This is a genomic window from Paracoccus aerodenitrificans (assembly GCF_027913215.1).
GTDB lineage: Bacteria > Pseudomonadota > Alphaproteobacteria > Rhodobacterales > Rhodobacteraceae > Paracoccus > Paracoccus aerodenitrificans.
Map to the genome: position 1 here is coordinate 366,938 of NZ_CP115784.1, position 26,417 is coordinate 393,354.

The window sequence follows — 26,417 nt, forward strand, 5'->3', positions numbered from 1 at the left end:
GGAAAGAATGGAATTAATTAGATCCTGCGCGGAGCGTTTCCGCGCAGGAAGTTCTTAGAAGTCATCGTTTCAGGAAGTAATGTCGTCGTCCCCGACAGAGTTCGAGCTGAGGTTACCACCGACAACAGTCATGTCGACAGTGTTGCCAAGAACGTTGGCACCCATGACGATTTCCTGGTTGAACGCGCTCGTCTGCAGAGCAGCGTCAGCCGAAGCGGTCGAATAACCGTTGACGTAGCCGTCATCGCCGTTGTTCGAGCCCCAGGTTCCGGCATTGGCGTAGCCGCCGTCTCCGGTCATGACCTGACCGGCCATGCCGCCATTGCCGCTGTCGGTGTTCATGGCATCGCCCGCGCCGGCAAGACCGCCGAACGACAGTGCAGAACCGCCATCTCCGCCCAGGATATCGGCGATGTCGCCAGAAACCCCATTGCCGCCAGAGGCTTGCGCAGCCCCAAGGCCAGCACCGTCAGCGCTTCCGCCGTCGCCACCGGTGGCATCCACACCGCTCAGGCCCAGACCGCCAGAGTCACCGGAGGTTGCTTCGCCGGCATTTGCGCCTGCAGCAGCCAGGATCGCCGAGATCGAACCAGCGTCACCCGCTTCGGCGCCGCTGCCAGCAGCACCGCCAGCACCACCGGTTGCGCCTTCGCTGCCAGCGCCGCCTTGGCCACCTTCGCCGCCTTCGCCGCCTCGACCGACGCCACCGACGCCACCGACGCCACCGACGCCACCTTCGCCGCCGTCGCCGCCGATACCGCCGTCATCGCCGTTACCGCCAGCACCAGCTTGGCCGCCTTCGCCACCGGTACCACCGGTTCCGCCGGTTCCGCCTTGGCCGCCTTCGCCACCTCTTCCGACACCGCCGGTTCCATCAGCATTGGTTTCACCACCAGTCCCGCCTGCGCCACCGGCACCGCCAGTGCCGCCCATAGCACCGGCCAGTGCACCGGCCAGGTTTCCGGCACCAGCATCGCCGCCTTCAGCGCCGCTCAGACCGGCACCCAGACCAGCGGACAGACCGCCCGCAGCCGCACCATCGGCGCTGCCGCCGAGGCCTGCACCCAGACCAACACCGGTGCCGGTACCGCCGCCGGCACCTCCGGTCGTGGCGCCTGCTCCGCCACCTTCAGCAGCGTTAGCGTTGCCGCCAAAGCCTTTTGCGAAGCCGCCATCAGGGTTAGCATTGCCGGAACCGCCGGATGCATTGGCGTCTTTACCACCATCGCCACCGTCATTGGCAGCGTTGATACCTTCCTGCGAGTTGGCTTCGCCAGCAGTAACGCTACCGTTCTGATTGAAGGCTGCTTCGTTGCTGACATTCGGGTCGTACAGCTTATCTTGATCAGCCAGCGACGAGGACTGAACGATATTGTTGCCAGTGTCGTTGCCTGCGCCGTTCAGAGCGTCGGTCAGAACTTCGGAGATGTTCACATCCTTCGTTCCGATGCCCATCGTTCCATCACGATTGATGATCAGGTTGGACATGCTGCCGATGTTGCTGAGATCGATGTCGGCATAGTCGTCATCGGACGGCTCCCAGCCTTCCAGATCAAGGCCCAGTTCCACTTCGGTCGTGACCGTCGTATCTACATCGGTGGAGTTGGTGGAGATGTTGGTCGCTTCGTTCGTGGCTGTATTGCCGCTGGTATTGTCGTTCTCGGACGAGTTTACCGAGCCATTCAGCGCACCGTTTGCCGCGATGTTACCTGCAACATTGCCGGCAGCGTTATTCGCGGCGCTATCAGCACTAGAACCGGAAACTGCACCTGCACCTGCACCTGCGCCAGCAAGCGAGCCTGAGCCGGAATTCGCGTCGGTGGTGCTGGAGTTGTTGTTTACATTGCCGTTTACATTGCCGTTTACATTGCCGTTACCATTGAGGTTGCCGTTACCATTACCGTTACCGTTGGCATTGCCGTTCTCATTGCCGTTGGTATTGGCGTTTTCGGACTCGCTGGTTTGCTTCTGTCCCTGACCCTGAAGGTTCAGCTGACCTTGGCCTTGAGCTTGATCCTGATCCTGATCCTGATCCTGATCTTGCTTCTGCTTCTGGTTGTCGAAGGGGAACGCAAACATGTTCATATTGCGATTGCCAGACATTAGGATATTCTCCCTTTCGGGCGGATACGGCCACTTCATTCACAGGCTCGCAATTCCGCCCCGGTTCAGGTGGTAAGATAACAAGACAATTCGGATCGCTGAGCATTACTCACCGTAGAAACGGAGCGATCATTCTCGCCTTGCGGTTGAACCGAATAAGTGACTCACCACCCCGAACCACTCTCGGTGCGCTGATCGGCGAAAATTCGCCAGTCAACGCCCCGACAATACGCCTTGCCGTATAACCCGGCATAGCCAGACAAACCGGTTAAGCTTTTATGGGACTAACGGCTAAGCCCAGTGTGCGTTTGGTCAGGGATACCTTGGCTATTAATACACAACCGTTATCGCAAATGATTACATCAGATAGTCAGTATAATACTAAACCTATTGGCTAGGTCGATTTACGGATATTTTAATTTAATTAGATGAAAATGCTCAAAATATCTTTGAGCGTGAGTAAATTGTGTTAACATGTGGTTTATCGACGGTTGGGGTGGCCGGAGAAATAGGTGATCTAACCTAAACTAGTTCAGTATCCTAAGGCGGACAGGATAGTTAAAATGACGACAATCTCATTTAATGATTCGAATAAATTTAAGGCTGCCAGCCCTGTTCCCATAGGCGCAGCCGTCGTCTTTCTTGGAAGCCAGTATAATTTCTCCGCAAGTCTCATCGCTGCAACAAATCAGGAGCTTGGAGATGTATGTTCAGTTGTGCTTGGCTCTGTCTCGGATCTTTACGTGTTGATAGAAACCGGATCGCGTGCGCCAGGTGTCGTCGTCGTTGACGAACAAACTCTGATCGGACTTGACGATATTGACCGTGCTAAGCTTCTTGCCGCCCCCGTCGGATCTATGGGAGTCGCTTTTTCGAGTGTGGGCTTTGGAATCACTTGCTATGAACGAGAAGACCTGAGGAAAATCTCGGCCAGCATCTTCCCATTGAACGTACGGCTTGATGTGTGGCTGTCGATCATCCGCATGCTGGCGCATGGTGGAAGCTATGTCTCACCCGATGTGACGGCCGCGCGGAGGGCCAGGCCAGCGGAACCGGAGCTTTCCCTCAGCGGACTGACACAGCGGCAGCTTGATGTGCTGCGGCTGGTCGCTGACGGATATTCCAATAAGCGTATCGCGAACAAGCTTGGCTTGTCTGTGCATACCGTCAAGCTGCACCTGCATAACGCGAATTTACGGCTTGGCGTCAGTAACCGGACTGAGGCCGCGATGCGTTATCGCGCGATGAAAAAATGAGCGATCAGCCCCAAGGGGCAGGGGCGCCTCAGGCCGACGGGGAATCGAATCTGGATGCGGTGCTTCTGCGCGTCGGGCGCCTTAACTACGCCTGGAGCAACACGGAGAGCCTGCTGATCCACCTTCTCGCGGGGCTTTCGGGAATGGAGCAGGATGCTGCGGTCGTTGTTTTTCTTTCGGTTTCTTCGACACGCGGCAGAATCGAGATGGTCGAGAGGCTGGCGAAGCTGCGCCTTCCCGAAGGTGAAGAGCAGAGCGAGCTTCTTGAACTGACAGCAAGATTCACCAAGCTGTCAGCCGTAAGAAATCGCTATAATCACAGTATTTGGTCCTTTGAGGATGATGGATCGGTTTCGACTATTCTTATGCGCATCGCAGATCGTCGGAACCGCATTCATATGGGTAAGCGCCAGAATCTTGGTGGGGACGAGCTTTCACGGTTGGATCAAGATCTTGATATGATGTCCGGTCTGAATCGGAATATATGGCAGTTTTTGGCTAAATACGATTACCCGATATCTTGATCGGAAAACGTCTGGAGAATATGTATAATCATTTCCGTGATTGATTTATACTGTGAGTATCTGACGTAAATCTTATGATGCTTAATTAATTAATTGGGCTTGTGGGGCCGCTTTAACAATCCGCTTTAAGATGAGGGAATCATTTCGGCTGAAAGCGGATGTTGTCAAAAGATTAAAAATAAAAACGCAAAAATAAACGAATATATTCCCCGGTATCCTCAGGAGGACAGCCTGCAGCTTTGGTAAACTTCAGCGGCGTTTCTTTATGAGAGATAGAAAGCAGAAACGATCTGTCTGAAAAATGGTAGCGGAGGAGGGACTTGAACCCCCGACACAAGGATTATGATTCCTCTGCTCTAACCAACTGAGCTACTCCGCCCCGATCACCTCGTGGGGTGGAGGCGATGTAAGGGAGGGCGCGAAGGGCGTCAAGACGATTCTGACCGTTTCTTCACCGTGAGACACCCTGCGCCAGTCACTCAGGATAGACTCATTGCATCTCCGGCGGATAGGTCATGTCAACAGGCCGCGAGTCCCCACTCCATGTCCCTCAGTCTCTGACCAGTCAAGCTTCGGAGCGGGGCGAGGTCGAGGAGAACAGAGGTGCGGGCGATGGCTGGTAGTGGCTCGTAAGAAAATCATAGAAGACTGACAGTGAAACCATGAGCAACCTATGTGCGCACCCGACTGAGATAACGTATTTGCACCAAGCCGGACCTAGCCCCTTGCGTTCTGAAACTCGGCTATTCCCGCCAGGTGCAGTTCACTCGCGTCTCGCTGATACGGCAGCTTTCGTATTTTCGCTCCAGTTCCCAGCGATCCTTGTGCACCACAAAGGACGACCATTGATAGCCGTTGATCATGAAGCCCATATTGACCAGACCGGCGATAGCGCCAAGCTCGTTGTCAGACAGTTGTGCTCGGGCTTCATACCGGCAGTAGGCAATCTCATCATTCGTCATGACGCAACGATCCAGACTGACCTTGTCGAGCGTGATATCTGTACCCTTCAGGCCCAGAAACGCTGCACCAACTGCGAGCCTTTTGCGTAGGTCGCGCAGCTCCGCCCCGGCGATCTGCTCGGCACTCGGACCACGGATCAGGCTGATTCTTTCGTCCTCGCCGCGTTCAGGCGGTCTGGGCGCGGTCTTCAACAGATGAGTATCGTCGTGGCGAAGAAATGTCGCTGCCGTGATATTCAGTGTTCCGCCTCCCTGCGTGCCGACTACGCGGATCGGGTATGGGGCAAGAAATTCACCTTCGTCGCAATAGGTATCGCTTTTCGAAACTCGCTCTCGGCCAAATGACTTATCCAGATCAACACAGAACCTCAGATCGCCCGTTTGATAGGAAAACGGACTTATCTTGGAGTCCAGGAAACTGGCGTCGAAAGCCGTTGCTCCCCAGCGTCCGGCAGAATCGGGATATATAACAAGTACATCGATCTGCGGTACCTCCGGATCCAAATTGATCCAGCAATTGCCCTCTTCAAGATGAGACCATCCAGAGACACGATAGGTCACACTGTAGGCATCGGGGTTCATTTGGGCAGTTGATAGGAAGAGCTCCTGTTGCCCGGCATTGCAGATTTTCAGAGTCACAGCCTGGCCAGCCGAAGTCAGACACACAAAAACCATCAAAACCAGCAAACTACGCATCAATCACATCCCCGCTACCGTGTCGCTAGGCTCAGGACTCGTTCTTGATCATAACCAGAAGATGACGGTCGCGGCGAGCAGGATTGCAGAGAAGAAGGTCTCGGGGCAACGGTCGTATCGGGTGGCGACGCGCCTCCAATCCTTGAGTCGGCCGAACATGATTTCGATGCGGTTGCGGCGTTTGTATCGCCGCTTGTCGTATTTGACGGGTTTCTTGCGCGACTTCCGACCCGGGATGCAAACCTTTATCCCCTTGTTTTTCAAGGCATCTCTGAACCAGTCGGCATCATAGCCCCGATCGGCCAGCAGCCAATCCGCCTCCGGCAGGCTGTTCAGAAGTGCCGCTGCCCCGGTGTAATCACTGACTTGTCCGGCGGACATGAAGAACCCTATCGGGCGGCCCTTCGCGTCGGTGACGGCGTGCAGTTTCGTGTTCATGCCGCCTTTCGTTCGCCCGATCTGGCGCCCGCGCCCCCTTTTTTGATCCGCAGGCTCGAGGCCGTGCGGTGCGCTTTCAGATAGGTCGCGTCGATCATGATCGTATTGTGTTCGGCGCTCTCGGCGGCGAGGCCCACCATGATCCGGGCGAAGGTCCCGTTCTCGCTCCAGCGCTTCCAGCGGTTGTAGAGCGTCTTGGCGGGGCCGTAGTCCGTCGGCGCGTCGCACCATCGCAAGCCATTACGATTGATGAATATTATGCCGCTCAGGACACGCCGGTCGTCAACGCGTGGCTTGCCGTGGGATTTCGGGAAATAGGGTTTCAGACGCTCCATCTGCGCGTCAGTCAGCCAGAAAAGGTTGCTCATAAATCAGGTCTCCTTGCAGAGCCTGAATCACGCAAACAGCCCGAAATCAATGGGTCTGGAGCCTAAGAGCAATGATGCCGCAACGGACTCAGCACTTTTGCTTCCTCTGTCGTCGGCAAGCACGCTCAAGTAGTATATCACGCCGCATGGCATTTCTGGAAATAAGATTAACAGCTTAGCATGTGGTCGAAGGGATTTGACAATGCACTTGGCATGACGTCTTGCATGGCCAGACTCTGATGGGACGCTCGCAATAGAAGCGGGATCACGGCATTATATAATGATGCGCTATGGCGCCCCGGGGTGTCCTGCCGGAGCGAAAATCACCCCCGCGCCTTCACCACCTGCAAAAGCGGCATCAGATCGCCCATATCCGGGCCATGTGCCTGGCCGGTGAGGGCTTTGCGCAGCGGCATGAACAGGCCCTTGCCTTTGCGGCCCGTGGCATCCTTTACCTTCGCGGTGAACTCGGCCCAGCTGGAGTCGTCATAGGGCGGCGGCGGCAGCATGGTCATGGCCTCGGCAATGAAGTCGCGGTCTTCTTCGGCGATATCGGGCTCTGCTCCTTCGCTGAAGATCGTCCACCAGCCGGCCAGATCGTCCAGTTTGGTGATGTTCTGAGAAGCAACCCGCCAGAACCGCTCGGCCTGATCCGCGGGCACACCAAGCGCGGCGATCCGGTCCTTCACGGCCTCGAATGGCAGGGATTGGTTGCGGGCGCGGGTGAGGGGCCAGAGATCCTCGGAATCGAACTTGGTCGGAGAGGCACCGAAATGCGCCAGATCGAAGCTTTCGGTCACCTCATCCATCGTCAGCAACTCGACGGGCTGAGAGGACCCCAGCCGGGACATCATCGAAACCAGAGCCTCGGGCGCAATTCCTGCCTCACGAAGATCCCGGATCGCCAGTGAGCCAAGGCGCTTCGAAAGCTCTTCGCCCTGCGGACCGGTCAGCAGGCTGTGATGGGCGAAATTCGGGACATTGCCGCCAAGCGCCTCGATGATCTGGATCTGCGTGGCGGTGTTGGTGACATGGTCGGAGCCGCGAACGATATCGGTGACGCCCATATCGGTATCGTCCACCGAGGACGCAAACGTATACAGCACCTGCCCATCGGCGCGGATCAGCACCGGGTCGGAGACAGAGGACGCGTCAATCGAGATATCGCCGAGGATCCGGTCATTCCATTCGATCCGCTCATGGGCCAGCTTGAAGCGCCAGTAACCCTGCCGCCCCTCGGAGCGCAGTTTCTCTTTCTCGGCATCGGACAAAGCCAGACCGGCACGGTCATAGACCGGCGGCTTGCCCATGTTCAGTTGCTTTTTCCGCTTCAGATCAAGCTCGCCCGGCGTTTCGAACACCTCATAAATGCGGCCATCCTCGCGCAGTTTCTCGCGCATCTCCTCATAGCGGTCCAGCCGCTTCGATTGCTGTTCGATCCGGTCCCAGCCGATCCCCAGCCATTCCAGATCGCGCTTGATCCCGTCCATATATTCCTGCTTCGACCGCTCCCGGTCGGTATCGTCGAAACGCAGGATGAAGGTCCCGCCGGTCTTTCGGGCGATCAGGAAGTTGAACAGCGCAGCACGCAGATTGCCAACATGGATATGCCCGGTGGGCGAGGGCGCGAAACGGGTGGTGGTCATGGCATATGTCCTCTGGATTGGCATCCTCTTTCATATAGGGCCGATTTTGTCCATATCAGGGGGAAATGAGGTGAGCCCATGAGCAACTGGACCGACCGGACTGCGCCCTCCGGCGATGAGATTGAAGCCATCGCACGAGGTGTCATCGAAACACTGCCCGCCGCATTCGCGCCACATGCGAAGGATATCATCCTGAGGGTCGAGGATTTCGCCCCCGATGATATGCTGGATGAGCTGGAAACGGATGATCCGCTGGAACTGACCGGCATCTATGACGGCATTCCCATGACTGAAAAATCCCCGTCCGAGCCGCAGCATTTTCCTGACACGATCTGGTTGTTCCGTCGTGCAATCCTTGATGAATGGGCCGAGAGGGGCGATGTGACCCTGTCCGATCTTGTGGCGCATGTGACCGTGCACGAGCTGGCGCATCATTTCGGCTGGTCAGATGACGATATCGCACGGATCGACAGGTGGTGGGAATGACGCAAGCCGCGATTGTAACCGTAACCCTGAACCCTGCGCTCGATGTTTCCACAGGCGCGGACAGGGTCGAGCCGGATGTCAAGCTGCGCTGCGATGCGCCGGTCTATGATCCCGGTGGTGGCGGGATCAATGTCAGCCGTGCGATTGCTGCGATGGGCGGCGTTTCAACGCCTCTGGTCGCTCTTGGCGGGGCGATCGGCCAGCGGATGGAAGATATGATGCGAGATGCCGGGCTGGATCCGGTCCGGTTCGAGGCACCGGGCGAGACGCGCCAGTCCATTGCCGTGACCGACCGCGCCACCGGGCAGCAATACCGCTTCACCATGCCCGGCCCGGAATGGAGCCCGGTTGATGTGGAAACCTCTCTGGAGCGGATCGCGGCATTTGGCGAACAGGGGTATCTGGTGCTGTCCGGTTCGAACCCTCCCGGTGTTCCGGCGGATTATGCCGGGATGCTGGCGGGAAAGCTGCGCGGCGCCGATATGATCGTGGATACTTCGGGCGATGCGCTGCGGGCGATGGCGGACGGCGGGTATAATGTCGCCGTGCTGCGTATGGACAGCAAAGAGGCCGAATGGCTTGGTGGCAAGCCTTTGAAGCTGCGCAGCGACAGTGCGGCTTTCGCGGCTTCTCTGATTGCGGCACAGGCGGCGCAATCGGTGATTGTCGCCCGGGGCTCGGACGGGAATATTCTAGTGACGCCGGACGCGGCCTGGCACGCCGAGGCTGCCGATATACAGGTGATCAGCAAGGTTGGCGCAGGCGACAGCTTCGTGGCGGGGTATGCTCTGGGCATGGCGCGGGGGCTGGCGACGCCCGATGCGTTGGGGCTGGGTGCTGCGATGGCCTCGGCCACCTGCATGACGCCCGCCACCCAGCTTTGCCGGGCCGAAGATGTGGAAGAACTTTACACAAATCGCGTTGTAACCCGGCTTTGATCCGTGGATCGGGCTGGATGGTGCGCTCTGCCTTTATTCGACGGGATATGTCAGGCAGGGGTCTAGGATGATCTGTTTCCGGGCCGCCCGGATATAGCCGCCTGCGAACTGGATCGGCTCGCCTGTAACCTCTTCAGGTTCATAGGTGATGCACATGACCTGAACGCCTTCCGGGTCGCACATGATGAGATAGGCGAGCGCACCGTCCCAGTGGCTCTCGGTGATGGGACCTTCAATGACCATGCTGATGCGCCCGTCATACTCGGGGACGTGCTCGATCCATTGGCCTATTGTGTCGCAGGTTGCGGGGGTGCCGAAGGCTTCGCCTTCGCGGAATGGACCGTCAGGGTCAAAAACCGGAGACGCCTTTGCCGTCGTCGCCAGCGTGATGGTCAGTGAGACCGCGATATTCCGAATACCGGGCAAAACCTGCGACCCTCTCTGGTTTGCTCTGTCACTCGGGGTAAACTATCTGCCGGGCTGCCTGTTCCGGAGAATATGGCTCTGTCTGGAAATCGTGGCATGACGACAGCAGCCCGTTACACGAAAAAGCCCCGCAATTGCGGGGCTTTCCAGTAGCTTTGACAGATTATCGCCGGGCGATCAGTCGTTGCTGGCGCCCATGAACTGCAGCAGGAACATGAACATGTTCAGGAAGTCCAGATACAGGTTCAGCGCACCGAGAATGGCGGCTTTGCCAAGGAAATCCCGATCCGAGTCGCGCAGACGCAGATAGGTGTTCTTGATGTTCTGCGTGTCATAGGCGGTCAGGCCGGCGAAGATCAGGATGCCGATGACCGAGATCGCGAACTGCATCGCGCTCGACTGCAGGAAGATGTTGATGATCGAGGCGATGATCAGCCCGATCAGACCCATCATCAGGAACGAGCCCATGCCCGACAGGTCGCGCTTGGTCGTGTAGCCATACAGCGACAGACCGGCGAAACCGGCGGCGGTCGCCAGGAAGGTCGAGGCGATCGAGGTGCCGGTATAGGCCATGAAAATCCAGCTCAGCGACATGCCCATAAGCGCCGCGAAACCGTAGAAAACAAGCGTCGCCGTCGCCGTGGACAGGCGATAGACCACCGCGCCGAAGGCAAAGACCATCAGAAGCGGGGCAAACATCAGAACCCATTTCAGGGGCGAGGTATAAACCGCGATGCCGATTGAGGTCAGCTGGCCGCCCTGCACGGCAAGCATGTTCAGTCCGAGCGCAAAGAATGCAGTCACGGCCATGCCGGTTGCCATGATGCCGTAGACCTTGCTCATATATTCGCGAAGTCCGACATCGATATCGGCGCGGGTCGCGGCACCCGTCCGGGCCTGAGCCAGACGCTGGGTGTCGTATTCAGCCATCAATCTCTCCATTACTGGCGTTACGGGTGCCGGAAGGCACCTATCGTTGTCTATATTGGGTCAATACCGTTCGATTACAACAAAAACACGGCAAGAAAGCTAGTCTTTCATTGTCACGATCAGCTTGCCGGTGACTGTCCTGTCCCGAAGCGCCTGATAGGCTTCGCTGAGGCGCGACAGCGGCATCGTCGCGCCGATATGCGGATTCAGCTTGCCCTGCTCGAAAAGCTGGAAGGCGGCGTTCATGCTTCTGGTCAGAATGTCGTTATCCAAAGCCCCGTATCCGCCCCAATAGACGCCGTGGATGGTGATATTCTTCACCAATACGTGATTCAGTTTCAGCTCCGGCGGCCGGCCGGCAGCAAAGCCGATGGACAGATACCGGCCGCCCCGGCGCAGCGAACGGAATGCCGCCTCTGCCAGAGCGCCGCCAACCGGATCATAGATCACATCCGCGCCGCCAAGGTCCCGGACCGCATGGCCGATATTGTCGATCTCACTGCTGCTCAGAAAATGGCTCGCCCCGGCCTTCTTCGCCATCCGCAAGCGGTCTTCGCCTCGCGCGACCGCAATCACATTCGCGCCAAGCGCAGCACCGATCTCAACCGCGGTCAGTCCCACACCGCCTGCCGCGCCCAGAACCAGTAGGGTCTCGCCCTCTTTCAGCGCCGCGCGTTCGGTCAGCGCCAGATGGCTGGTGCCATAAGCAACCTGAAATCCGGCTGCCTGCCGGAAATCCATGCTGTCGGGGATGATCCGGCAATCCGCCTCATCAAAACAGCCGATCTGTGCCATCGTTCCCATCGCCGAGATCGCAACCCGGCTGCCGACCGGCAATGTTGCGTCCGGCCCCGCAGCGATCACGGTGCCCGCACCTTCCATTCCCGGGGTGAACGGCCAGGGCGGGGTGTCCTGATAGCTGCCGTCGATCATCAGAAGATCCGCAAAATTGATGGCAGCCGCCGCGATATCAACCACAACCTGAGAGTGTGACGGGCGCGGAATTTCCGCACGGACAAGTAGGGGTTCTGTACCTTTGGCAGGCACCATTGCCCTCAAAAGCGATTCGGTCATTAGGTGTCCTTTCCTGTGGCCGTGCGTCGGCTGATTTCCGCCAAGCCATTGTATAAATGGTGGACAATAGCTGCAAATGCCTGTTTTTTTAGTCAACTCTAGGATGTTCGGCCATGTTTACCGTCGCCATTTTAAGAGGAATCCGGTGTAATACTCGTACAGATTGAGTGAGGTGTAGTTATGAAGCACGAAGTTGACGTGCATGTTGGTACGCGGATTCGCCATCGTCGCTGGTTGATCGGCATGACACAGCAGCAATTGGCGGATCAGGTCGGGATCAAGTTCCAGCAGATCCAGAAATATGAAACCGGGGCGAATCGCGTATCTGCGTCGCGTCTCTGGGATATTGCCAAGGCACTGGATGTCCCGATCAGTTTCTTCTTCGAAGGGCTGTCCGATGGCCGGGCGAATGCCAGCGTAGAGGATGATGTCATGGCCAATAAAGAGGCTCTGCAACTGATCCGCGCTTATTATGCGATGCCCGAGGCGCAGCGCCGTCAGATTTTCGAACTGGCAAAGGTGCTGTCGCACGCGGCCTGAGGACGGGTTTTGCCCCCTGACAATCCGCGCTATGAGTGGCGCGAATATCAGGGGGCCGCATGCAGACAGACCAGATTTTCGCGACAGCCGCGCTGATGGCCGATGCCGCGCGCAGGCAAACGCTTCCGCTGTTTCGCAGCGCCGAACTGCTTCCCGAAAACAAGCTTTCGGCTGGATTCGACCCTGTAACGCAGGCGGATCGGACCTGTGAGCGGGCGATGCGCGATATTCTGGCTGAAAAGCGACCGGATGATGCTCTTCTGGGAGAAGAGTTTGGCGAACGCACTGGCACAAGCGGCCTGACATGGGTGCTTGACCCGATCGATGGGACACGTGCCTTCATCTCCGGTGCGCCAAGCTGGGGCGTACTGATCGGGCTGACGGATTCCGAGGGTCCCGTCTATGGGCTTATCGATCAGCCCTTCACCGGGGAGCGCTTTGAGGGCGGTCTGGGGCGGGCGCGACTTGTTTCGCGGGATGGTGAGCGGCCGCTTGCGGTTCGCCAGGGCGTTTCGCTGGACAATGCGACATTGCTGAGCACCTTCCCCGAAATCGGGACTGCGGAAGAACATGCCGCATTTCAGCGCGTCGCCTCTCGGGTCAGGCTGACGCGCTATGGGCTTGATTGCTATGCGTATGGGCTGCTCGCCCTGGGTCAGGTCGATCTGGTGATCGAGGCGGGGCTGCATGCTTATGATATTGTTGCCCCGATTGCGGTGATCGAAGCTGCCGGGGGTGTCGTAACCGACTGGCAGGGCGGGCCCGCGCATCACGGTGGCCGGGTGCTTGCCGCTGCATCTGCGGAACTTCATGAAGAAGCCATGTCCCTGTTGAATTTCCGGGACGTTGATGCTGTGACCCGGCTTGACTAATATTATTGCGCGGGCCCTGCTGCCCGTCTTTTTGTCTTTGACGTTATTCCAAGAGGTGGCCCATGCAGGATGAACCGCAGCGTCCCGATCCGTCCGAAGACCGGACTGGGCAGGACATCTCCGCTCAGCTTCCCGAGGCTGACCGTGACGATGAGGATGATTTCGTCCCGCCGCGCGAATTGCTCGACCAGATCCGCGAAGCCATCGACGACGAGGATCAGTCGCTGCTGGACAGCCTGCTTGAGCCGATGCATGCGGCGGATATCGCCGACCTGATCGAAAACCTCGCGCCAGCCAGACGACGCGTGTTCATGGCCCTCTGGTCCGGGGAAATTGACGGCGAGATCCTGTCAGAGATCGACGAATCCATCCGTGAGGAAATCGTCGAGCAGCTTCCCGGCCATGTTCTCAGTGAAGCTGTCCGCGAGATGGACAGTGACGATATCGTCGAACTGATCGAGGAGCTTGACGAAGAAGATCAGCAGAAAATTCTGGCGGCACTGGACGAATCCGACCGGGCTGCCGTTGAGCAATCACTGACCTATCCGGAATATTCCGCCGGTCGGATGATGCAATCCGAGGTCGTCACCGCGCCCGAGCACTGGACGGTCGGCGATACGATTGACTATCTGCGGAATGAGGAAGAACTTCCCGATCAGTTCTATCACGTCATTCTGGTCGATCCGCGTCGGCATCCCGTGGGGTATGTCGCGCTTGGCCGGTTGCTGTCGTCACGCCGGACGACGCTTCTGCGTGAGATCACCGAGGAAAGCTTCCGCCCGATCAACGCCTATGCGGAAGAAGCAGATGTTGCCTATGCGTTCAATCAGTATCACCTGATTTCCGAACCTGTCGTTGACGAACATGACCGGCTTGTCGGTGTGATCACAATTGACGACGCGATGGAGGCTCTGGACGACGAGCACGAGGAAGACATTCTGCGACTTGCGGGTGTTGGCGACGAATCCTCGATCTCGGATACGGTTGTCGAGACATTGTGGCAGCGTATCCCGTGGCTTGGCGTCAATCTTGCGACGGCAATTCTTGCGTCGTTCGTCATTGCCATGTTCGAGCAGACCATTTCTCAGATCGTTGCGCTTGCCGTGCTGATGCCGATTGTCGCGTCGATGGGGGGGAATGCAGGGACTCAGACGCTGACCGTTGCGGTTCGGGCGTTGGCGACGAAAAGCCTGACCGGATCGAATGTCTGGCGCGTCGTCATGCGTGAGGCCGTCGTCGGATTGCTGAATGGGCTGTGCTTTGCCATCGTCATGGGGGTCGTCGCCTGGATCTGGTTCGACGGGCTCTCACTGGCATGGGTGATTGCCGTTGCGATGGTGGTTAACCTTGTGGTGGCGGCGCTTGCGGGCATTCTGGTGCCGCTGGCGCTTGACAAGGTCGGGGCGGACCCGGCGCTTGCCTCGGGGACATTCGTGACCACCGTCACAGATGTTGTTGGTTTCTTTGCCTTTTTGGGGCTCGCACAGAGCGTCTTGCTGTAGCGTTCTGCACCGCCTCTGGACAAAATTGATTTTTTCTGTCGATTTCCCGAATCAGTTCTTGATTTGAGTCGAATTTTACATCAATTTGAGACGCACATAGCCCAAAATACAATATCTGGTGGTTGTTCATAGACCACGAAAACAAGGGCGTTTGGCAGGGTTTCGGGACAGGCTCACCCCGCCCGCATTTGCGGGCGGGGTGACGCATTCAGGTCTTTCCTGCGCGTCCTATTCCTGCCTTCTTCAGAGCCTCTGCAATGCTGTCCAGCACGCTCGGGTCATCTATGGTCGCGGGGATTTTCCACTCTGTGTCATCAGCGATATTGGTCATGGTGGCCCGCAATATCTTTCCTGAACGAGTCTTGGGCAGGCGATCCACGATGATGGCTTGCTTGAAAGCGGCGACCGGCCCGATATCCTCGCGGACCATGCGCACTACATCGCGGATGATCTGATCCGGCTCGGTGGTGACGCCTTTCTTCAGGCAGAGGAACCCCAAGGGGGCCTGTCCCTTCAGATCATCCGCCATCCCGATCACGGCGCATTCGGCGACATCAGGATGGGCGGCGAGGACCTCCTCCATCGCTCCGGTGGACAGGCGGTGGCCTGCGACGTTGATCACATCGTCGGTGCGGGCCATAATGAACAGATAGCCGTCCTCATCCACATATCCCGCATCCCCGGTTTCGTAATAGCCGGGATAGCGGGACAGATAGGATTTCCGGAACCGCTCATCCGCGTTCCATAAAGTCGACAGCGCTCCCGGAGGAAGCGGCAGCCTGATCGCAATTGATCCGAGCTGACCTTGCGGAACCGGCTGGCCGTCCTCATCCAGAATTTGCACGTCATAGCCGGGCATGGGAACGGTCGGGCTGCCCAGTTTGACTGGAAGTTCCTCGATCCCCATCGGATTTGCGACGATGGCCCAACCGGTTTCCGTCTGCCACCAATGGTCGATCACGGGCACGCCCAGATGTTCCTGCGCCCATCTGATGGTTTCGGGATCGGCACGTTCTCCGGCCAGAAAAAGCGCTTTCAGATCATGAAGCTTGTAGCGGCGGATATACTCTCCCTCGGGGTCCTCGCGACGAATTGCGCGGATCGCTGTGGGGGCGGTGAAAAACGCCTTGATCCGGTTATTCTGTATGGTCCGCCAGAACACGCCTGCATGAGGCGTGCCGACCGGCTTGCCTTCGAACACGACGGTCTGGGCACCGGCGATCAGGGGACCATAGCAGATATAGCTGTGCCCCACGACCCAGCCGACATCGGATGCCGCCCAGAACCGGTCGCCGGGGCCGATATCGTAGATATTGGTCATGGACCATTGCAGCGCCACCAAATGCCCCGCCGTCGGCCGGACCACACCTTTCGGCTGCCCGGTCGTGCCGGAAGTGTACAGGATATAGGCCGGATGGTTGCCCTCGACCGGGACACAATCGACCGGCTTGATGCCGTATTGGAAGCCGTACCAGTTGAAATCGCGCCCCTCGACCAGTTTGGCGACCTCTTCCTCGCGCTGAAAGATGACGCAGAATTCCGGCTTGTGGCTGGCTTCCTCGATGGCCTGATCGAGCAGCGGCTTGTAATGGACGACATGGTTCGGCTCCAGCCCGCATGAGGCCGCGATGATTGCCTTCGGTGTCGCGTCGTTGATCCGCACCGCCAGTTCGTGCGCGGCGAAACCGCCGAACACGACCGAGTGGACCGCACCGAGCCGTGCGCAGGCCAGCATCGCCTCGATGGCTTGGGGGATCATCGGCATATAGATGATCACGCGGTCGCCTTTCTCGATGCCGCGTGCTCTCAGCGCACCCGCAAGAGTGGCGACGCGCGTCTGTAACTCCGAAAATGTGATGCCCTTCGTCGCGCGGGTGATCGGGCTGTCGTGATAGATCGCGATCTCATCGCCACGGCCTGCGACGACATGCCGGTCGACGCAGTTCCAGCATGTATTGACCAGGCCGTCCGAAAACCATTCGTAAAACGGCGCATTATCGTCAAACAGCGCCTGCGTAGGCGGCTTGACCCAGTCAATGGCTTCCGCCGCTCTCATCCAGAACGCTTCCGGGTCGGCCTTCCAGGATTCGTAATTTTGCTTGTATGACATGCTGCATTCTCCCCAGACATCACGTTATGCAAGGAAGATGCAGCGGGCAATAACAGGCGTCGCGGCTGTTCGCCGCGCCGGTTACTCGTAATCCGAGACAGGCGTGCCGGCGATTGCCGACATGTTCAGCAGGCCCCGCGCCGTGATCGAGGGGGTGACGATATGGGCGCGGTTGCCCATCCCCATCAGGATCGGTCCGACCTCAAGCCCGTTCGCTTTCGTTTTCAGGATGTTGCGGACACCAGATGCCGTGTCGGTTCCGGCGAAGATCAGCACATTCGCCGCGCCCTGCAGTTTCGAAGCCGGGAAGATGCGCTGACGGATTTCCGGGTCCAGCGCCGCATCCACATGCATCTCACCGTCGAAATCGAAATCGACCTCGCGGCTTTGGAGAACATCCATTGCCTGACGCATGCGGCGGCCGGAATCGATATCCAGATTGCCGAATTGCGAATGGCTGCACAGCGCGACATGCGGCACAAGCCCGAACCGGCGGACATGGCGGGCGGCTCCGATTGCGGCGCGGGCGATCTCCTCGGGGGTGGGGTGGTGGTGAACCTGGGTATCGGCGATGAAAAGCGGGCCATCCTCAAGGATGATCATCGACAGAGCGCCATGCGGGCACAGCCCGCCGCGTCCGAGGATCTGGGTAATATAGTTGAGATGCCAGCTATATTGCCCGAACGTGCCGCAAAGCAGGCTGTCTGCCTCGCCGCGATGGACCATGACACTGGCGATGGCGGTCGTGTTCGTACGCATGATCGCCCGGGCGAGGTCGGGCGTTACACCGCGCCGCGCCATCAGATCGTGATAGGTTTCCCAGTACTCACGATAGCGCGGGTCGTTTTCGGGGTTCACGATCTGGAAATCCACATTCGGACGGATCGGCAGACCGGCGCGTTCGGCACGCATCTCGATCACGTCCGGGCGACCGATCAGGATCGGCACATCCGTGGTTTCCTCCAGCATCGCATTGGCGGCCCGCAGGACGCGCTCATCCTCACCCTCGGCAAAGACGATATTCCGCGCTGCATTGGCCGAGGCCTCAAAGACCGGGCGCATGATCAGCGCCGACCGGAAGACCGAGCCGTCGAGCTTGCGTTTATAGGCCCCGAGATCCTCGATCGGACGGGTGGCGACGCCGGATTCCATCGCCGCCTTGGCGACGGCGGTTGAAACGACGCCGATCAGCCGGGGATCGAAGGGTTTCGGGATCAGGTATTCCGGCCCGAAAGTCAGGGTCTCGCCGCGATAGGCCGCCGCCGCCTCGGCGGTCGTGGTTGCGCGGGCAAGGGCGGCAATGCCCTCGATACAGGCGATCTGCATTTCATCGTTGATCTGGGTCGCGCCGACATCCAGAGCGCCCCGGAAGATGAACGGGAAGCAAAGGACGTTATTGACCTGATTGGGAAAATCGCTGCGTCCGGTGGCGATCACGGCATTTGGTGCGACTTCCTTTGCCTCGTCGGGCATGATTTCAGGCGTAGGGTTGGCAAGCGCGAAGATCACCGGACGGTCGGCCATCTTGGCGACCATTTCCTTTTTCAGCACGCCCGGACCGGACAGGCCCAGAAACATATCCGCGCCGTCGATCACGTCATCCAGCGTCCGCAGGTCGCTTTTCTGCGCATAGGCGGCTTTCTGAGGGTTCATATCCTCGGCCCGGCCCTCAAAGACCAGACCGTGAATATCGCAGAGCCAGACATTTTCGCGACGTACGCCCAGTTTCAGCAGCATGTTCAGACAGGCAATGCCCGCCGCGCCGCCACCGGTCGAGACGATCTTGATATCCTCGAATTTCTTGCCGACGACGCGCAGTGCATTCGTTGCGGCCGCACCGACGACAATGGCGGTGCCATGTTGGTCGTCGTGAAAGACCGGGATATTCATCTTCTCACGGCACAGTTTTTCGACGATGAAGCATTCTGGAGCCTTGATGTCTTCCAGATTGATCGCGCCGAAGCTGGGTTCAAGGCTTTGGACAATGGCGGCAAGACGCTCGGGGTCGGCCTCGTCGATCTCAAGGTCGAAACAGTCGATATTGGCGAATTTCTTGAACAGAACCGCCTTGCCTTCCATCACCGGCTTCGATGCGAGCGGTCCGATATTTCCCAGACCCAGCACCGCCGAGCCGTTCGAGACGACGGCGACCAGATTGCCGCGGGCGGTATATCGGGCTGCATCGTTCGGATTTTCCTTGATCTCGATACAGGCTTCGGCAACGCCGGGACTATAGGCGCGGGACAGGTCACGACCATTCGCCAGCGGCTTCGTCGCCCTGATTTCCAGTTTTCCGGGACGTGGATATTCATGATATTCAAGCGCCGCCGAGCGCGTCTTGTCCTGCCGACGTTCTTCCATTTGCGTCCCTCCCTGCGTTACCGCCTTCATTGCCAACCGGTGACCGCGCGTTTCACGGAAATGGTTCAGCGCTAAACCAGTTACACGGTTTCCCGGGAATTGCCAGTTCCGGACAAGTTGAAACAGTTTTCGGAAAGTCACGGCGTCGTCTGTCCGGCCTTCCGGGATGCGCGTCGCAGTCAGAGGCTTGCATCAGGACAGCGCGGCAAGCAAAATCCCTGAAATCTGTTCGGAGGCTTGTCCATGTCCCTTCTCGATGCCGCGCGTGAGGTGCGGGATGCAGCATATGTTCCCTATTCGCATTTCAAGGTCGGCGCGGCGGTGCGCGGGAAATCGGGCGCGATATATCGTGGCTGCAATGTCGAGAATGTGGCCTATCCCGAAGGCACATGCGCCGAGGCGGGGGCGATTGCGGCAATGGTCGCGGGGGGTGAAACCGAGCTGACTGAAGTCGCGGTGATCGCCGATTCACCCGCTCCGGTGCCTCCCTGCGGGGGGTGCCGCCAGAAACTTGCCGAATTCGGATGCTCCGATACGCCGGTGCTTCTGGCGACGACATCCGGCGAAACGCTTGCCACCACGATCGGAGAATTGCTGCCCGGTCGCTTCGATGCCGGGCATATGGAAAGAGCAGGCTCGTGATCCCGGACAGTGCTGCGCGGGATGGTGTATCGGCGGATCCAAGGCCGGTCATTAGCGGGCTTCTGGCTGGTCGTGGGCTGGATCGGGATGGCGCTGTACTGATTGCGCAGGGATTGGCGGATGGCGGAGTTTCGGACGCTCAGGCCGCAGCCTTCGCGATGGCGGTGATGTTCAAGGGTCTGGACGGTCCGGGCAGGACAGCGCTGACCCTTGCCATGCGGGGTTCCGGCGAGGTGCTGCGATGGGACCTGCCGGGTCCTGTGGTCGATAAGCACTCGACCGGCGGGGTCGGGGATGTGGTGTCGCTGATCCTCGCCCCGGTGCTTGCAGCATGTGGCGTCTATGTTCCGATGATTTCGGGCCGGGGCCTCGGTCATACGGGCGGGACGCTGGACAAGCTGGAATCGATCCCGGGTTATCGCGTCGATCTTGAAGAAGCAGAGTTCCGCCGCATCGTGCGCGATGTAGGCTGTGCTATCGTCGCGGCTTCCGGAAAGCTGGCTCCGGCGGACAGGCGGCTTTACGCAATACGGGATGAAGCCGCCTGTGTGGCGTCAATTGATCTTATCACGGCTTCTATCCTGTCGAAGAAACTGGCCGCCGGTCTGGATGCTCTGGTGCTGGATGTGAAATCCGGTTCCGGCGCGTTCATAGGTGAAGAAGATCAGGCAGAGGCATTGGCGCAGTCGCTTGTGTCTACCGCCAATGCGGCAGGGGGCCGGACATCGGCGCTGATTACCGATATGGATCAGCCACTAGCCCGGGCTGCCGGGAACGGGCTGGAGGTCCGCGAAGCGATTGCCTGCCTGAGAGGAGAACCCTCAGCGCTGCGAGAGGTGACGCTTGCCCTCTCTGCCGAGGCTTTGCGTCTGGCAGGGCAGGATGACGTTGCACGGCGTGCCGCGAATGCGCTCGACAGCGGCGACGCGGCCGAGATTTTCGCGCGGATGGTGGCAGGGCAGGGCGGTCCGGTGGATCTGATTGACAATGTCTCGACATATCTACCCGATGCGCCTGTGATCCGACCCATTCCTGCGCCCGAAGGGTTTGTCGCGGAAACGGATGTGGCCGCGCTTGGCCATGCGGTGATCGGACTTGGCGGAGGACGGATCCGGGCCGGGCAGGCCATAGACCACCGCGTCGGCCTGTCGGATCTGCGGCGGTTAGCAGAGCCCGTCGAGGGTCTTCTGGGCATGGTCCATGCGCGGACCGAGGAAGATGCGGATGCTGCCATTGCCGCCGTCCAGTCGGCCTTCCGCATCGCGGACACCCCGCCGACGCTGCGTCCGCCGATACGGAACTATATTGCGCCGACGAAAATTGAGGCGCACATCCCGGCAGCTTCAACAGGCGGATCGGATATAGAATGACACGAGCTTTTCTTGTGGTGATGGACTCGGTTGGCATCGGAGGCGCACCCGATGCCGACCGCTTCTTCAACGAAGGCCGCCCTGATACCGGAGCCAATACGGTCCTGCATATTGCCGAGGCGCAGGGGCTGCATCTGCCGAATCTCGACCGGCTCGGTCTGGGTGCTGCGATCCGGCTGGCCTCGGGTCAGGATGCGCCGGGTCTTCGTGCCACCCCGGAGGGGTTGTGGGGGGCCGCGACAGAGATTTCTCCGGGCAAGGACACGCCATCGGGACATTGGGAAATCTCGGGCGTTCCGGTGCCGTGGGACTGGCATTATTTCCCCGACACGCAGCCTGCATTCCCGCCCGAACTGACCGCGCATGTCTGCGAACTGGCCGGAACCGAGGCTGTTCTGGGCAATAAACACGCCTCCGGCACGGTCATTCTGCAGGAACTCGGGGCCGAGCATATGCGGACCGGATGGCCGATCTGCTACACGTCGGCTGACAGTGTTTTCCAGATTGCCGCCCATGAAGAAACATTCGGTCTGGACAGGCTGCTTGCGCTCTGTGAGGCGCTTGCACCGGCACTTCACAAGATGCGCGTCGGTCGTGTTATCGCCCGTCCCTTTATCGGAGAACCGGGCGCTTTCTCGCGCACCCCGAACCGGCGAGATTATGCGATGGCACCGCCATCTGACACGATCCTCGATATCGCTCACAAGACAGGGCGCAAAACCCATGCGATCGGCAAGATCGGGGATATTTTCAGCCATCGCGGGATCTCACAGCTTCACAAGGGTAAATCGGATGCAGATCTGGCCGGGCATATGCTGCGCCTGATCGCTGAAGCCGAACCGGGCAGCCTGACCTTCGCGAATTTTGTCGAGTTTGACAGTCTTTATGGACATCGCCGCGATATTGCGGGCTATGCGGCGCATCTCGAATGGTTCGACAGGATCGCAGGGGAAGCCGTATCCGCCCTCCGCCCCGGCGATCTGATGATCTTCACCGCCGATCACGGCAATGATCCGTCATGGTTCGGGACGGATCATACGCGTGAACGCGTGCCGGTGCTAGCGGCTGGCGTAGGCGCCGGGACCATTGGAAATGTGGGCTTCTCCGATATTGGCGCAAGCGTCGCGGCGCATCTGGGGATAGCATTACCGGGCCACGGCAGCAGTTTTCTTGGAAACGAAAACGGGAACGCATGAAAGAACTGAAGAAGATCGAGCTGCATCTGCACCTGGAAGGCGCGGCCCCGCCCGCCTTCATCCGGGGGCTTGCGGCTGAAAAACGCATCGACCTGCCGCCGGTTTTCGATGCCGGGGGGAATTATGAATATACCGGCTTCACCGATTTTCTAAGGGTCTACGAAGCGGCCACCTCGGTCGTTCGAACTCCGCAGGATTATGGGCGACTGTTGCGCGAGGTGTTGGAGAATTGCGCTGAACAGGGGGCGATCTATGCCGAGCTGTTCGTGTCGCCTGAATTCTGCGGTGGCGGGGATTTGTCGGCGTGGCGTGACTATCTGGCCGCGATGACCGAAATTGCCGGTCAGATGAGCCGCGAGGGCATGGACAGCCGCGCCATCGTCACGCCGATCCGCCATTTCGGCCCCGAGAGGGCCCGCGCCTCGGCGATCTGCGCCCGCGAAACCGCAAGCGAGGATCATTCAGGCTGGGTCTCTGGCTTTGGCATGGGTGGCGCAGAAAATATCGGCAAGGCGCAGGATTTCGGATGGAGCTTTGATTGCGCACGGGAAGCCGGTCTGGGCCTGACCTGCCATGCCGGAGAATGGGGCGGGCCGCAATCCATCCGCGACGCGCTTTCGCTTGGAATCAGCCGGGTGGGTCACGGCGTTCATGCCGCACAGGACGAAGAACTGATCCGTGATCTGGTGGAACGCGATATCACGCTTGAGATCTGTCCCGGCTCGAATATCGCACTTGGCATCTATCCCGACTGGTCCTCGCACCCGATTGCGCGACTGGCGGATGCCGGGGTGAAGGTCACTGTTTCGACCGACGATCCGCCATTCTTCCACACCACGTTAAACCGGGAATATGAGCGGCTTGCAGACGCGTTCGGCTGGACCGAGACCGAATTTGCGGCCCTGAACCGCAATGCCGCAAACGCCGCGTTTTGCGATGCCGAAACACGTCGGCGCTTGCAGGCGGCTTTCCCATGATGGCCCATATCGCGATATTTTCAGCAGGAGCGAGATCATGACCACGCCGCATCTGACCGTTGTCAGACATCCTCTGGTTCAGCACAAACTCAGCATCATGCGGGACCGTGAGACCTCGACCGCAGTCTTTCGCCAGTTGCTGCGGGAAATCAGCCTGCTACTGGCCTATGAGATCACGCGCGAACTTCCGATGACGACTCAGACTGTCGAAACACCCCTGCAAGCTATGGAAGCACCAGTTCTTGAGGGCAAGAAACTTGCGCTCGTGTCGATCCTGCGGGCGGGGAACGGGCTTCTCGACGGGATACTGGAACTGATCCCCTCGGCGCGTGTCGGCTTTGTCGGGTTGTATCGCGATCCCGAAACGCTTCAGCCGGTGCAGTATTATTCAAAGCTTCCGAAAGGGATGAACGAGCGGATGACGATCGTCGTCGATCCGATGCTGGCGACAGGGAATTCGTCAGTTGCCGCGATTGATCTGATCAAGCAATCCGGGGCAAAGGATATACGCTTTTTGTGCCTGCTGGCTGCGCCCGAGGGCGTCGAACGGATGCGAGAGGCGCATCCCGATGTTCCGGTCGTCACCGCAGCACTGGATGAAAGACTGGACGATCACGGATATATCGTGCCGGGTCTGGGCGACGCCGGCGACAGGATGTTCGGTACGAAATAAGCGTTAACTGGCTGGTAAGTCGCATGGGGCTAGACAGGTCGAAACGACAGATTCGGCGACCTTATGCGACTTTTGCTTTCGATCTGGATGGTGCTTGCGCTGATTGCAGGCGACGCATTTGCGCGGGGTGCAGGCCCTGCGGAAGCGCCTCCTCCCGATTTTGCGGGTGCGCAATATATCGACAGCACCGGCTGCGTCTTCATCCGGTCCGGTGATGGCTGGTCGCCCCGGCGCGATGGGGATGGTCAGGCGGTTTGCGGTTTCCCGCCAAGCAGTTCCGCTTGGTCGGATCATCGCAGTCGTTCTGACGACACAGGGAATATTCCATCCATTGAACGAAGTTTGACCGAGCTGGTCGTGTCGTCCGGGGCCACAGCCGGTGCTTTCGCGTCTGGTTCGAATTCGGCTGAGCCCGATGGGCGGCGGTTGATGAAAGCAGAGGATATGGGGCGCATCTCTGATCCTGACGGGATCGGTGCGCAGATTGGCCGTGAGCTTCGTGCGCGAGCTAAGGGGGCAGGGCGTCTCAGTGCAGCCGATACAAGTGACAGGCGCTTCTGTTATCTGATCGGCATGAAACCGGCATCCGTCAGCGGGATATCAGAGGCTTCCGATCTGACTCAAGGGCTGTGTCAGGGGACGCCTGAAAGCGTCGGTGCGACGGTTAAGCCGCAAAAGCAGGCAGCGGAAAGCGAGGATCCTGCGGATCGGCAGATGGCTCATGGGGCGGGTCAAGGTCCAGGCGTTTCTCCTGCATCTGCTGTGACGAACGCAAAGACTCTGCCTGCCGTCAGGGCCGGGGATGAAGCAAAAGCCGCTGCTTCGCGGATGTCAGGACGGAAAACCGTTCCTGCCGCGACACAGGAGGCGGCACCAAAACCTGTAACGAATGCCGTAAGACCTCGCCGGAATCCGCTGGCAGAGGTGCCTCCTCATGCGCACTTCGTGCAGCTTGGACGCTACAGCGGAGATGAGATCGAGGCGACGATCCGCGCGGTTGCCACGCTTGGATATCCCGTGGCGAGGGAACGGCTGGACGATCCCGGTGCGGCCGGAATCATTCTCGCCGGTCCGTTTCCGTCGCGCGAGAGGTTGATATCGGCTCTGTCCCATCTTCGCCGCTCGGGTTTTACGGGAGCGTTTGCGCGATGATCCGGGGGCACAGGGAATATGTGATCGAGAGGCTGTCTTCGCGATATCAGGCTGTCCGGCGGTTTGCTGCGGAAGTGAGGACATTGCGCAGTATCTGCCCCGATGCGGGCCGCAGGATATTCGGCTCAGCTGTCTCCGACACAGATCTGCTGAAGCGCGACCCAGTCCCGCTCGGACAGGATCGGAGGGTAAGGCTGGCTTTTGAAAGGGTCGGCTTCGGTCAAGGGAACATGCGGCCCTTCGTTTCCGGGCAGGGTCGCGGCATAGGGAGAAGCTGGAATCCGCGCCTGCTCGAATCCCTGAAGAAGCTGCTGATCGGTGGGGCGCAGCGGGCGTTCAGCCAGAAGTTCCTCGCCAAATCCGCGCGTGGCATCCTGCGGCATGGTTCCCCGGGTCAGCAGGCCAAGGACATCGCCGAAATCCGCGCGTTTCATGATCTGCGCCAGCGGGTCGACCTGCTCGGCGGCGATCCGCGCGGCCAGAAGATGCCCGGCAAGAGCCTCGGGGCCGTCCTGACCGGCGATCAGTGCGTTATCAACAACGGTGATCCCGCCGGGAAGGATCAGCGCACCCTGCAGCCCGTCACGCAGAACGAAGATCTGCGTATTCTCGGGCAGTGCAATACGCCGCGACAATCCGCGCAGAACCTGACCGGCAGTCGCATCCTGACAGGGCTGGCCGGTCGCTCGCAGCATATCCGTCAGAAGCGCCTGACCGATCCGTTCACGTTCAGCCGGGGGCGTGATCCGGACCGCATGGCTGCGCAATGCCGGAGGCAGCCAGATTGCAGCGGCGACGATCATCGCCGCCAGTGCCGCCAGCATGATCCCGCCGCGCAACCGCCCGGGATGCGGACGCCTGGCCGCGATCACCGTCTGTACGCGGCTGATCGCGTCGATCATCCACTGGTCTTCGATTTCCAGCGTCTCATAGCCGCTGTCCTGATCCGATGCCGGCGTATAGAGGGCGGGCATCTGACCGTGATTGATCCGCTCGACCGCAGGCAGCGACCAATGAGTCAGCGGTTCGTCCGATTTGGGGTCAGAGAGGATCAGCGTCGCTTCACCGATAGAGACGACGACCTCGCGCAACTGCTCGCCCGGCGCGGGGCGCCAGCTTCCCGGCGCCTCCAGCCGTTGGAACTGCTTCAGCGCGGTCGAACCCATTCTAGCCTG

At 59.3% G+C, this 26,417-nt stretch carries 23 protein-coding genes and 1 tRNA gene; 13 read left to right on the forward strand and 11 right to left on the reverse strand.

The window, feature by feature from the left end; all coding sequences use genetic code 11:
• Positions 1 to 69: 69 nt before the first annotated feature.
• The gene (locus tag PAE61_RS03090) at positions 70 to 2,142 is read right to left on the reverse strand and encodes a hypothetical protein (RefSeq protein WP_271113960.1); all 2,073 of its coding nucleotides are present in this window, start codon (positions 2,140 to 2,142) and stop codon (positions 70 to 72) included.
• A gap of 524 nt (positions 2,143 to 2,666) precedes the next feature.
• Here PAE61_RS03090 and PAE61_RS03095 point away from each other — a divergent pair.
• Complete coding sequence (locus PAE61_RS03095) at positions 2,667 to 3,359, forward strand: response regulator transcription factor (protein WP_271113961.1); 693 nt, start codon at positions 2,667 to 2,669, stop codon at positions 3,357 to 3,359.
• Entirely contained in the window at positions 3,356 to 3,883 is a 528-nt protein-coding gene (locus PAE61_RS03100) for a hypothetical protein (RefSeq protein WP_271113962.1), read from the forward strand. The genes PAE61_RS03095 and PAE61_RS03100 overlap by 4 nt, the downstream gene beginning before the upstream one ends.
• A 302-nt stretch (positions 3,884 to 4,185) precedes the next feature.
• Here PAE61_RS03100 and PAE61_RS03105 read toward each other — a convergent pair.
• From PAE61_RS03105 to gltX, 4 genes are all read right to left on the reverse strand, one after another.
• A tRNA-Met gene (locus tag PAE61_RS03105) sits at positions 4,186 to 4,262 on the reverse strand.
• A gap of 364 nt (positions 4,263 to 4,626) precedes the next feature.
• The gene (locus PAE61_RS03110; RefSeq protein WP_271113963.1) at positions 4,627 to 5,541 is read right to left on the reverse strand and encodes a hypothetical protein; all 915 of its coding nucleotides are present in this window, start codon (positions 5,539 to 5,541) and stop codon (positions 4,627 to 4,629) included.
• A gap of 48 nt (positions 5,542 to 5,589) precedes the next feature.
• Positions 5,590 to 6,347 (reverse strand): IS5 family transposase gene (locus tag PAE61_RS03115; protein WP_271112270.1). Its coding sequence is split into 2 segments (ribosomal slippage): positions 5,590 to 6,011 and positions 6,011 to 6,347, totalling 759 coding nucleotides; the frame shifts between segments, so codons are not numbered across the junction.
• A 323-nt stretch (positions 6,348 to 6,670) separates the two neighbouring features.
• The gene (gene gltX / locus PAE61_RS03120; protein WP_271113964.1) at positions 6,671 to 7,993 is read right to left on the reverse strand and encodes a glutamate--tRNA ligase; all 1,323 of its coding nucleotides are present in this window, start codon (positions 7,991 to 7,993) and stop codon (positions 6,671 to 6,673) included.
• 78 nt (positions 7,994 to 8,071) lie between these two features.
• Between gltX and PAE61_RS03125 the strand changes: the two genes are divergently transcribed.
• Together PAE61_RS03125 and PAE61_RS03130 are read left to right on the forward strand one after the other, a co-directional pair.
• Complete coding sequence (locus PAE61_RS03125) at positions 8,072 to 8,479, forward strand: metallopeptidase family protein (protein ID WP_271113965.1); 408 nt, start codon at positions 8,072 to 8,074, stop codon at positions 8,477 to 8,479.
• On the forward strand, positions 8,476 to 9,417 hold the full coding sequence (locus PAE61_RS03130; RefSeq protein WP_271113966.1) for a 1-phosphofructokinase family hexose kinase: 942 nt from the start codon (positions 8,476 to 8,478) through the stop codon (positions 9,415 to 9,417). The genes PAE61_RS03125 and PAE61_RS03130 overlap by 4 nt, the downstream gene beginning before the upstream one ends.
• A gap of 33 nt (positions 9,418 to 9,450) precedes the next feature.
• Here the strand turns inward: PAE61_RS03130 and PAE61_RS03135 are convergent, their stop codons facing one another.
• The 3 genes from PAE61_RS03135 to PAE61_RS03145 form a co-directional block, all read right to left on the reverse strand.
• The gene (locus tag PAE61_RS03135) at positions 9,451 to 9,843 is read right to left on the reverse strand and encodes a hypothetical protein (RefSeq protein WP_271113967.1); all 393 of its coding nucleotides are present in this window, start codon (positions 9,841 to 9,843) and stop codon (positions 9,451 to 9,453) included.
• 177 nt (positions 9,844 to 10,020) lie between these two features.
• A complete protein-coding gene (locus PAE61_RS03140) occupies positions 10,021 to 10,773 on the reverse strand; it encodes a Bax inhibitor-1/YccA family protein (RefSeq protein WP_271113968.1) in 753 nt (250 codons plus the stop codon).
• Positions 10,774 to 10,872: 99 nt separating this feature from the next.
• Positions 10,873 to 11,847, reverse strand: a complete 975-nt coding sequence (locus PAE61_RS03145; RefSeq protein WP_271113969.1) for an NADPH:quinone oxidoreductase family protein — start codon at positions 11,845 to 11,847, stop codon at positions 10,873 to 10,875.
• A 180-nt stretch (positions 11,848 to 12,027) separates the two neighbouring features.
• Here PAE61_RS03145 and PAE61_RS03150 point away from each other — a divergent pair, with 180 nt between their 5' ends.
• From PAE61_RS03150 to mgtE, 3 genes are all read left to right on the forward strand, one after another.
• Positions 12,028 to 12,387 (forward strand): helix-turn-helix domain-containing protein, encoded by a 360-nt coding sequence (locus PAE61_RS03150; protein ID WP_271113970.1) that lies wholly within the window; start codon positions 12,028 to 12,030, stop codon positions 12,385 to 12,387.
• A gap of 59 nt (positions 12,388 to 12,446) precedes the next feature.
• Complete coding sequence (hisN, locus tag PAE61_RS03155; protein ID WP_271113971.1) at positions 12,447 to 13,259, forward strand: histidinol-phosphatase; 813 nt, start codon at positions 12,447 to 12,449, stop codon at positions 13,257 to 13,259.
• Between the two features lie 62 nt (positions 13,260 to 13,321).
• Positions 13,322 to 14,761 carry a magnesium transporter gene (gene mgtE / locus PAE61_RS03160; protein ID WP_271113972.1) on the forward strand — a complete coding sequence of 480 codons (1,440 nt, stop codon included), beginning with the start codon at positions 13,322 to 13,324 and terminating at the stop codon, positions 14,759 to 14,761.
• 208 nt (positions 14,762 to 14,969) lie between these two features.
• Here the strand turns inward: mgtE and PAE61_RS03165 are convergent, their stop codons facing one another.
• Both PAE61_RS03165 and PAE61_RS03170 read right to left on the reverse strand, forming a co-directional pair.
• Positions 14,970 to 16,871 (reverse strand): propionyl-CoA synthetase, encoded by a 1,902-nt coding sequence (locus PAE61_RS03165; RefSeq protein ID WP_271113973.1) that lies wholly within the window; start codon positions 16,869 to 16,871, stop codon positions 14,970 to 14,972.
• A gap of 81 nt (positions 16,872 to 16,952) precedes the next feature.
• Positions 16,953 to 19,232, reverse strand: a complete 2,280-nt coding sequence (locus tag PAE61_RS03170) for an NADP-dependent malic enzyme (protein WP_271113974.1) — start codon at positions 19,230 to 19,232, stop codon at positions 16,953 to 16,955.
• Between the two features lie 243 nt (positions 19,233 to 19,475).
• Here PAE61_RS03170 and PAE61_RS03175 point away from each other — a divergent pair, with 243 nt between their 5' ends.
• The 6 genes from PAE61_RS03175 (at position 19,476) to PAE61_RS03200 (ending at position 25,242) form a co-directional block, all read left to right on the forward strand.
• Positions 19,476 to 19,874, forward strand: a complete 399-nt coding sequence (locus PAE61_RS03175; protein ID WP_271113975.1) for a cytidine deaminase — start codon at positions 19,476 to 19,478, stop codon at positions 19,872 to 19,874.
• A 50-nt stretch (positions 19,875 to 19,924) separates the two neighbouring features.
• Positions 19,925 to 21,244 (forward strand): thymidine phosphorylase, encoded by a 1,320-nt coding sequence (locus PAE61_RS03180; protein WP_271115084.1) that lies wholly within the window; start codon positions 19,925 to 19,927, stop codon positions 21,242 to 21,244.
• Complete coding sequence (locus PAE61_RS03185) at positions 21,241 to 22,440, forward strand: phosphopentomutase (protein WP_271113976.1); 1,200 nt, start codon at positions 21,241 to 21,243, stop codon at positions 22,438 to 22,440. The genes PAE61_RS03180 and PAE61_RS03185 overlap by 4 nt, the downstream gene beginning before the upstream one ends.
• A complete protein-coding gene (locus PAE61_RS03190; protein ID WP_271113977.1) occupies positions 22,437 to 23,417 on the forward strand; it encodes an adenosine deaminase in 981 nt (326 codons plus the stop codon). Before PAE61_RS03185 ends, PAE61_RS03190 begins: the two co-directional genes overlap by 4 nt.
• Before the next feature lie 37 nt (positions 23,418 to 23,454).
• Positions 23,455 to 24,090, forward strand: a complete 636-nt coding sequence (gene upp, locus PAE61_RS03195) for a uracil phosphoribosyltransferase (protein WP_271113978.1) — start codon at positions 23,455 to 23,457, stop codon at positions 24,088 to 24,090.
• Positions 24,091 to 24,153: 63 nt separating this feature from the next.
• Positions 24,154 to 25,242, forward strand: coding sequence for an SPOR domain-containing protein (locus tag PAE61_RS03200; protein WP_271113979.1), 1,089 nt, complete (start codon positions 24,154 to 24,156; stop codon positions 25,240 to 25,242).
• 125 nt (positions 25,243 to 25,367) lie between these two features.
• On the opposite strand, the gene PAE61_RS03205 is transcribed toward PAE61_RS03200, so the two are convergent.
• A complete protein-coding gene (locus PAE61_RS03205) occupies positions 25,368 to 26,408 on the reverse strand; it encodes a hypothetical protein (RefSeq protein ID WP_271113980.1) in 1,041 nt (346 codons plus the stop codon).
• Positions 26,409 to 26,417 lie beyond the last annotated feature (9 nt).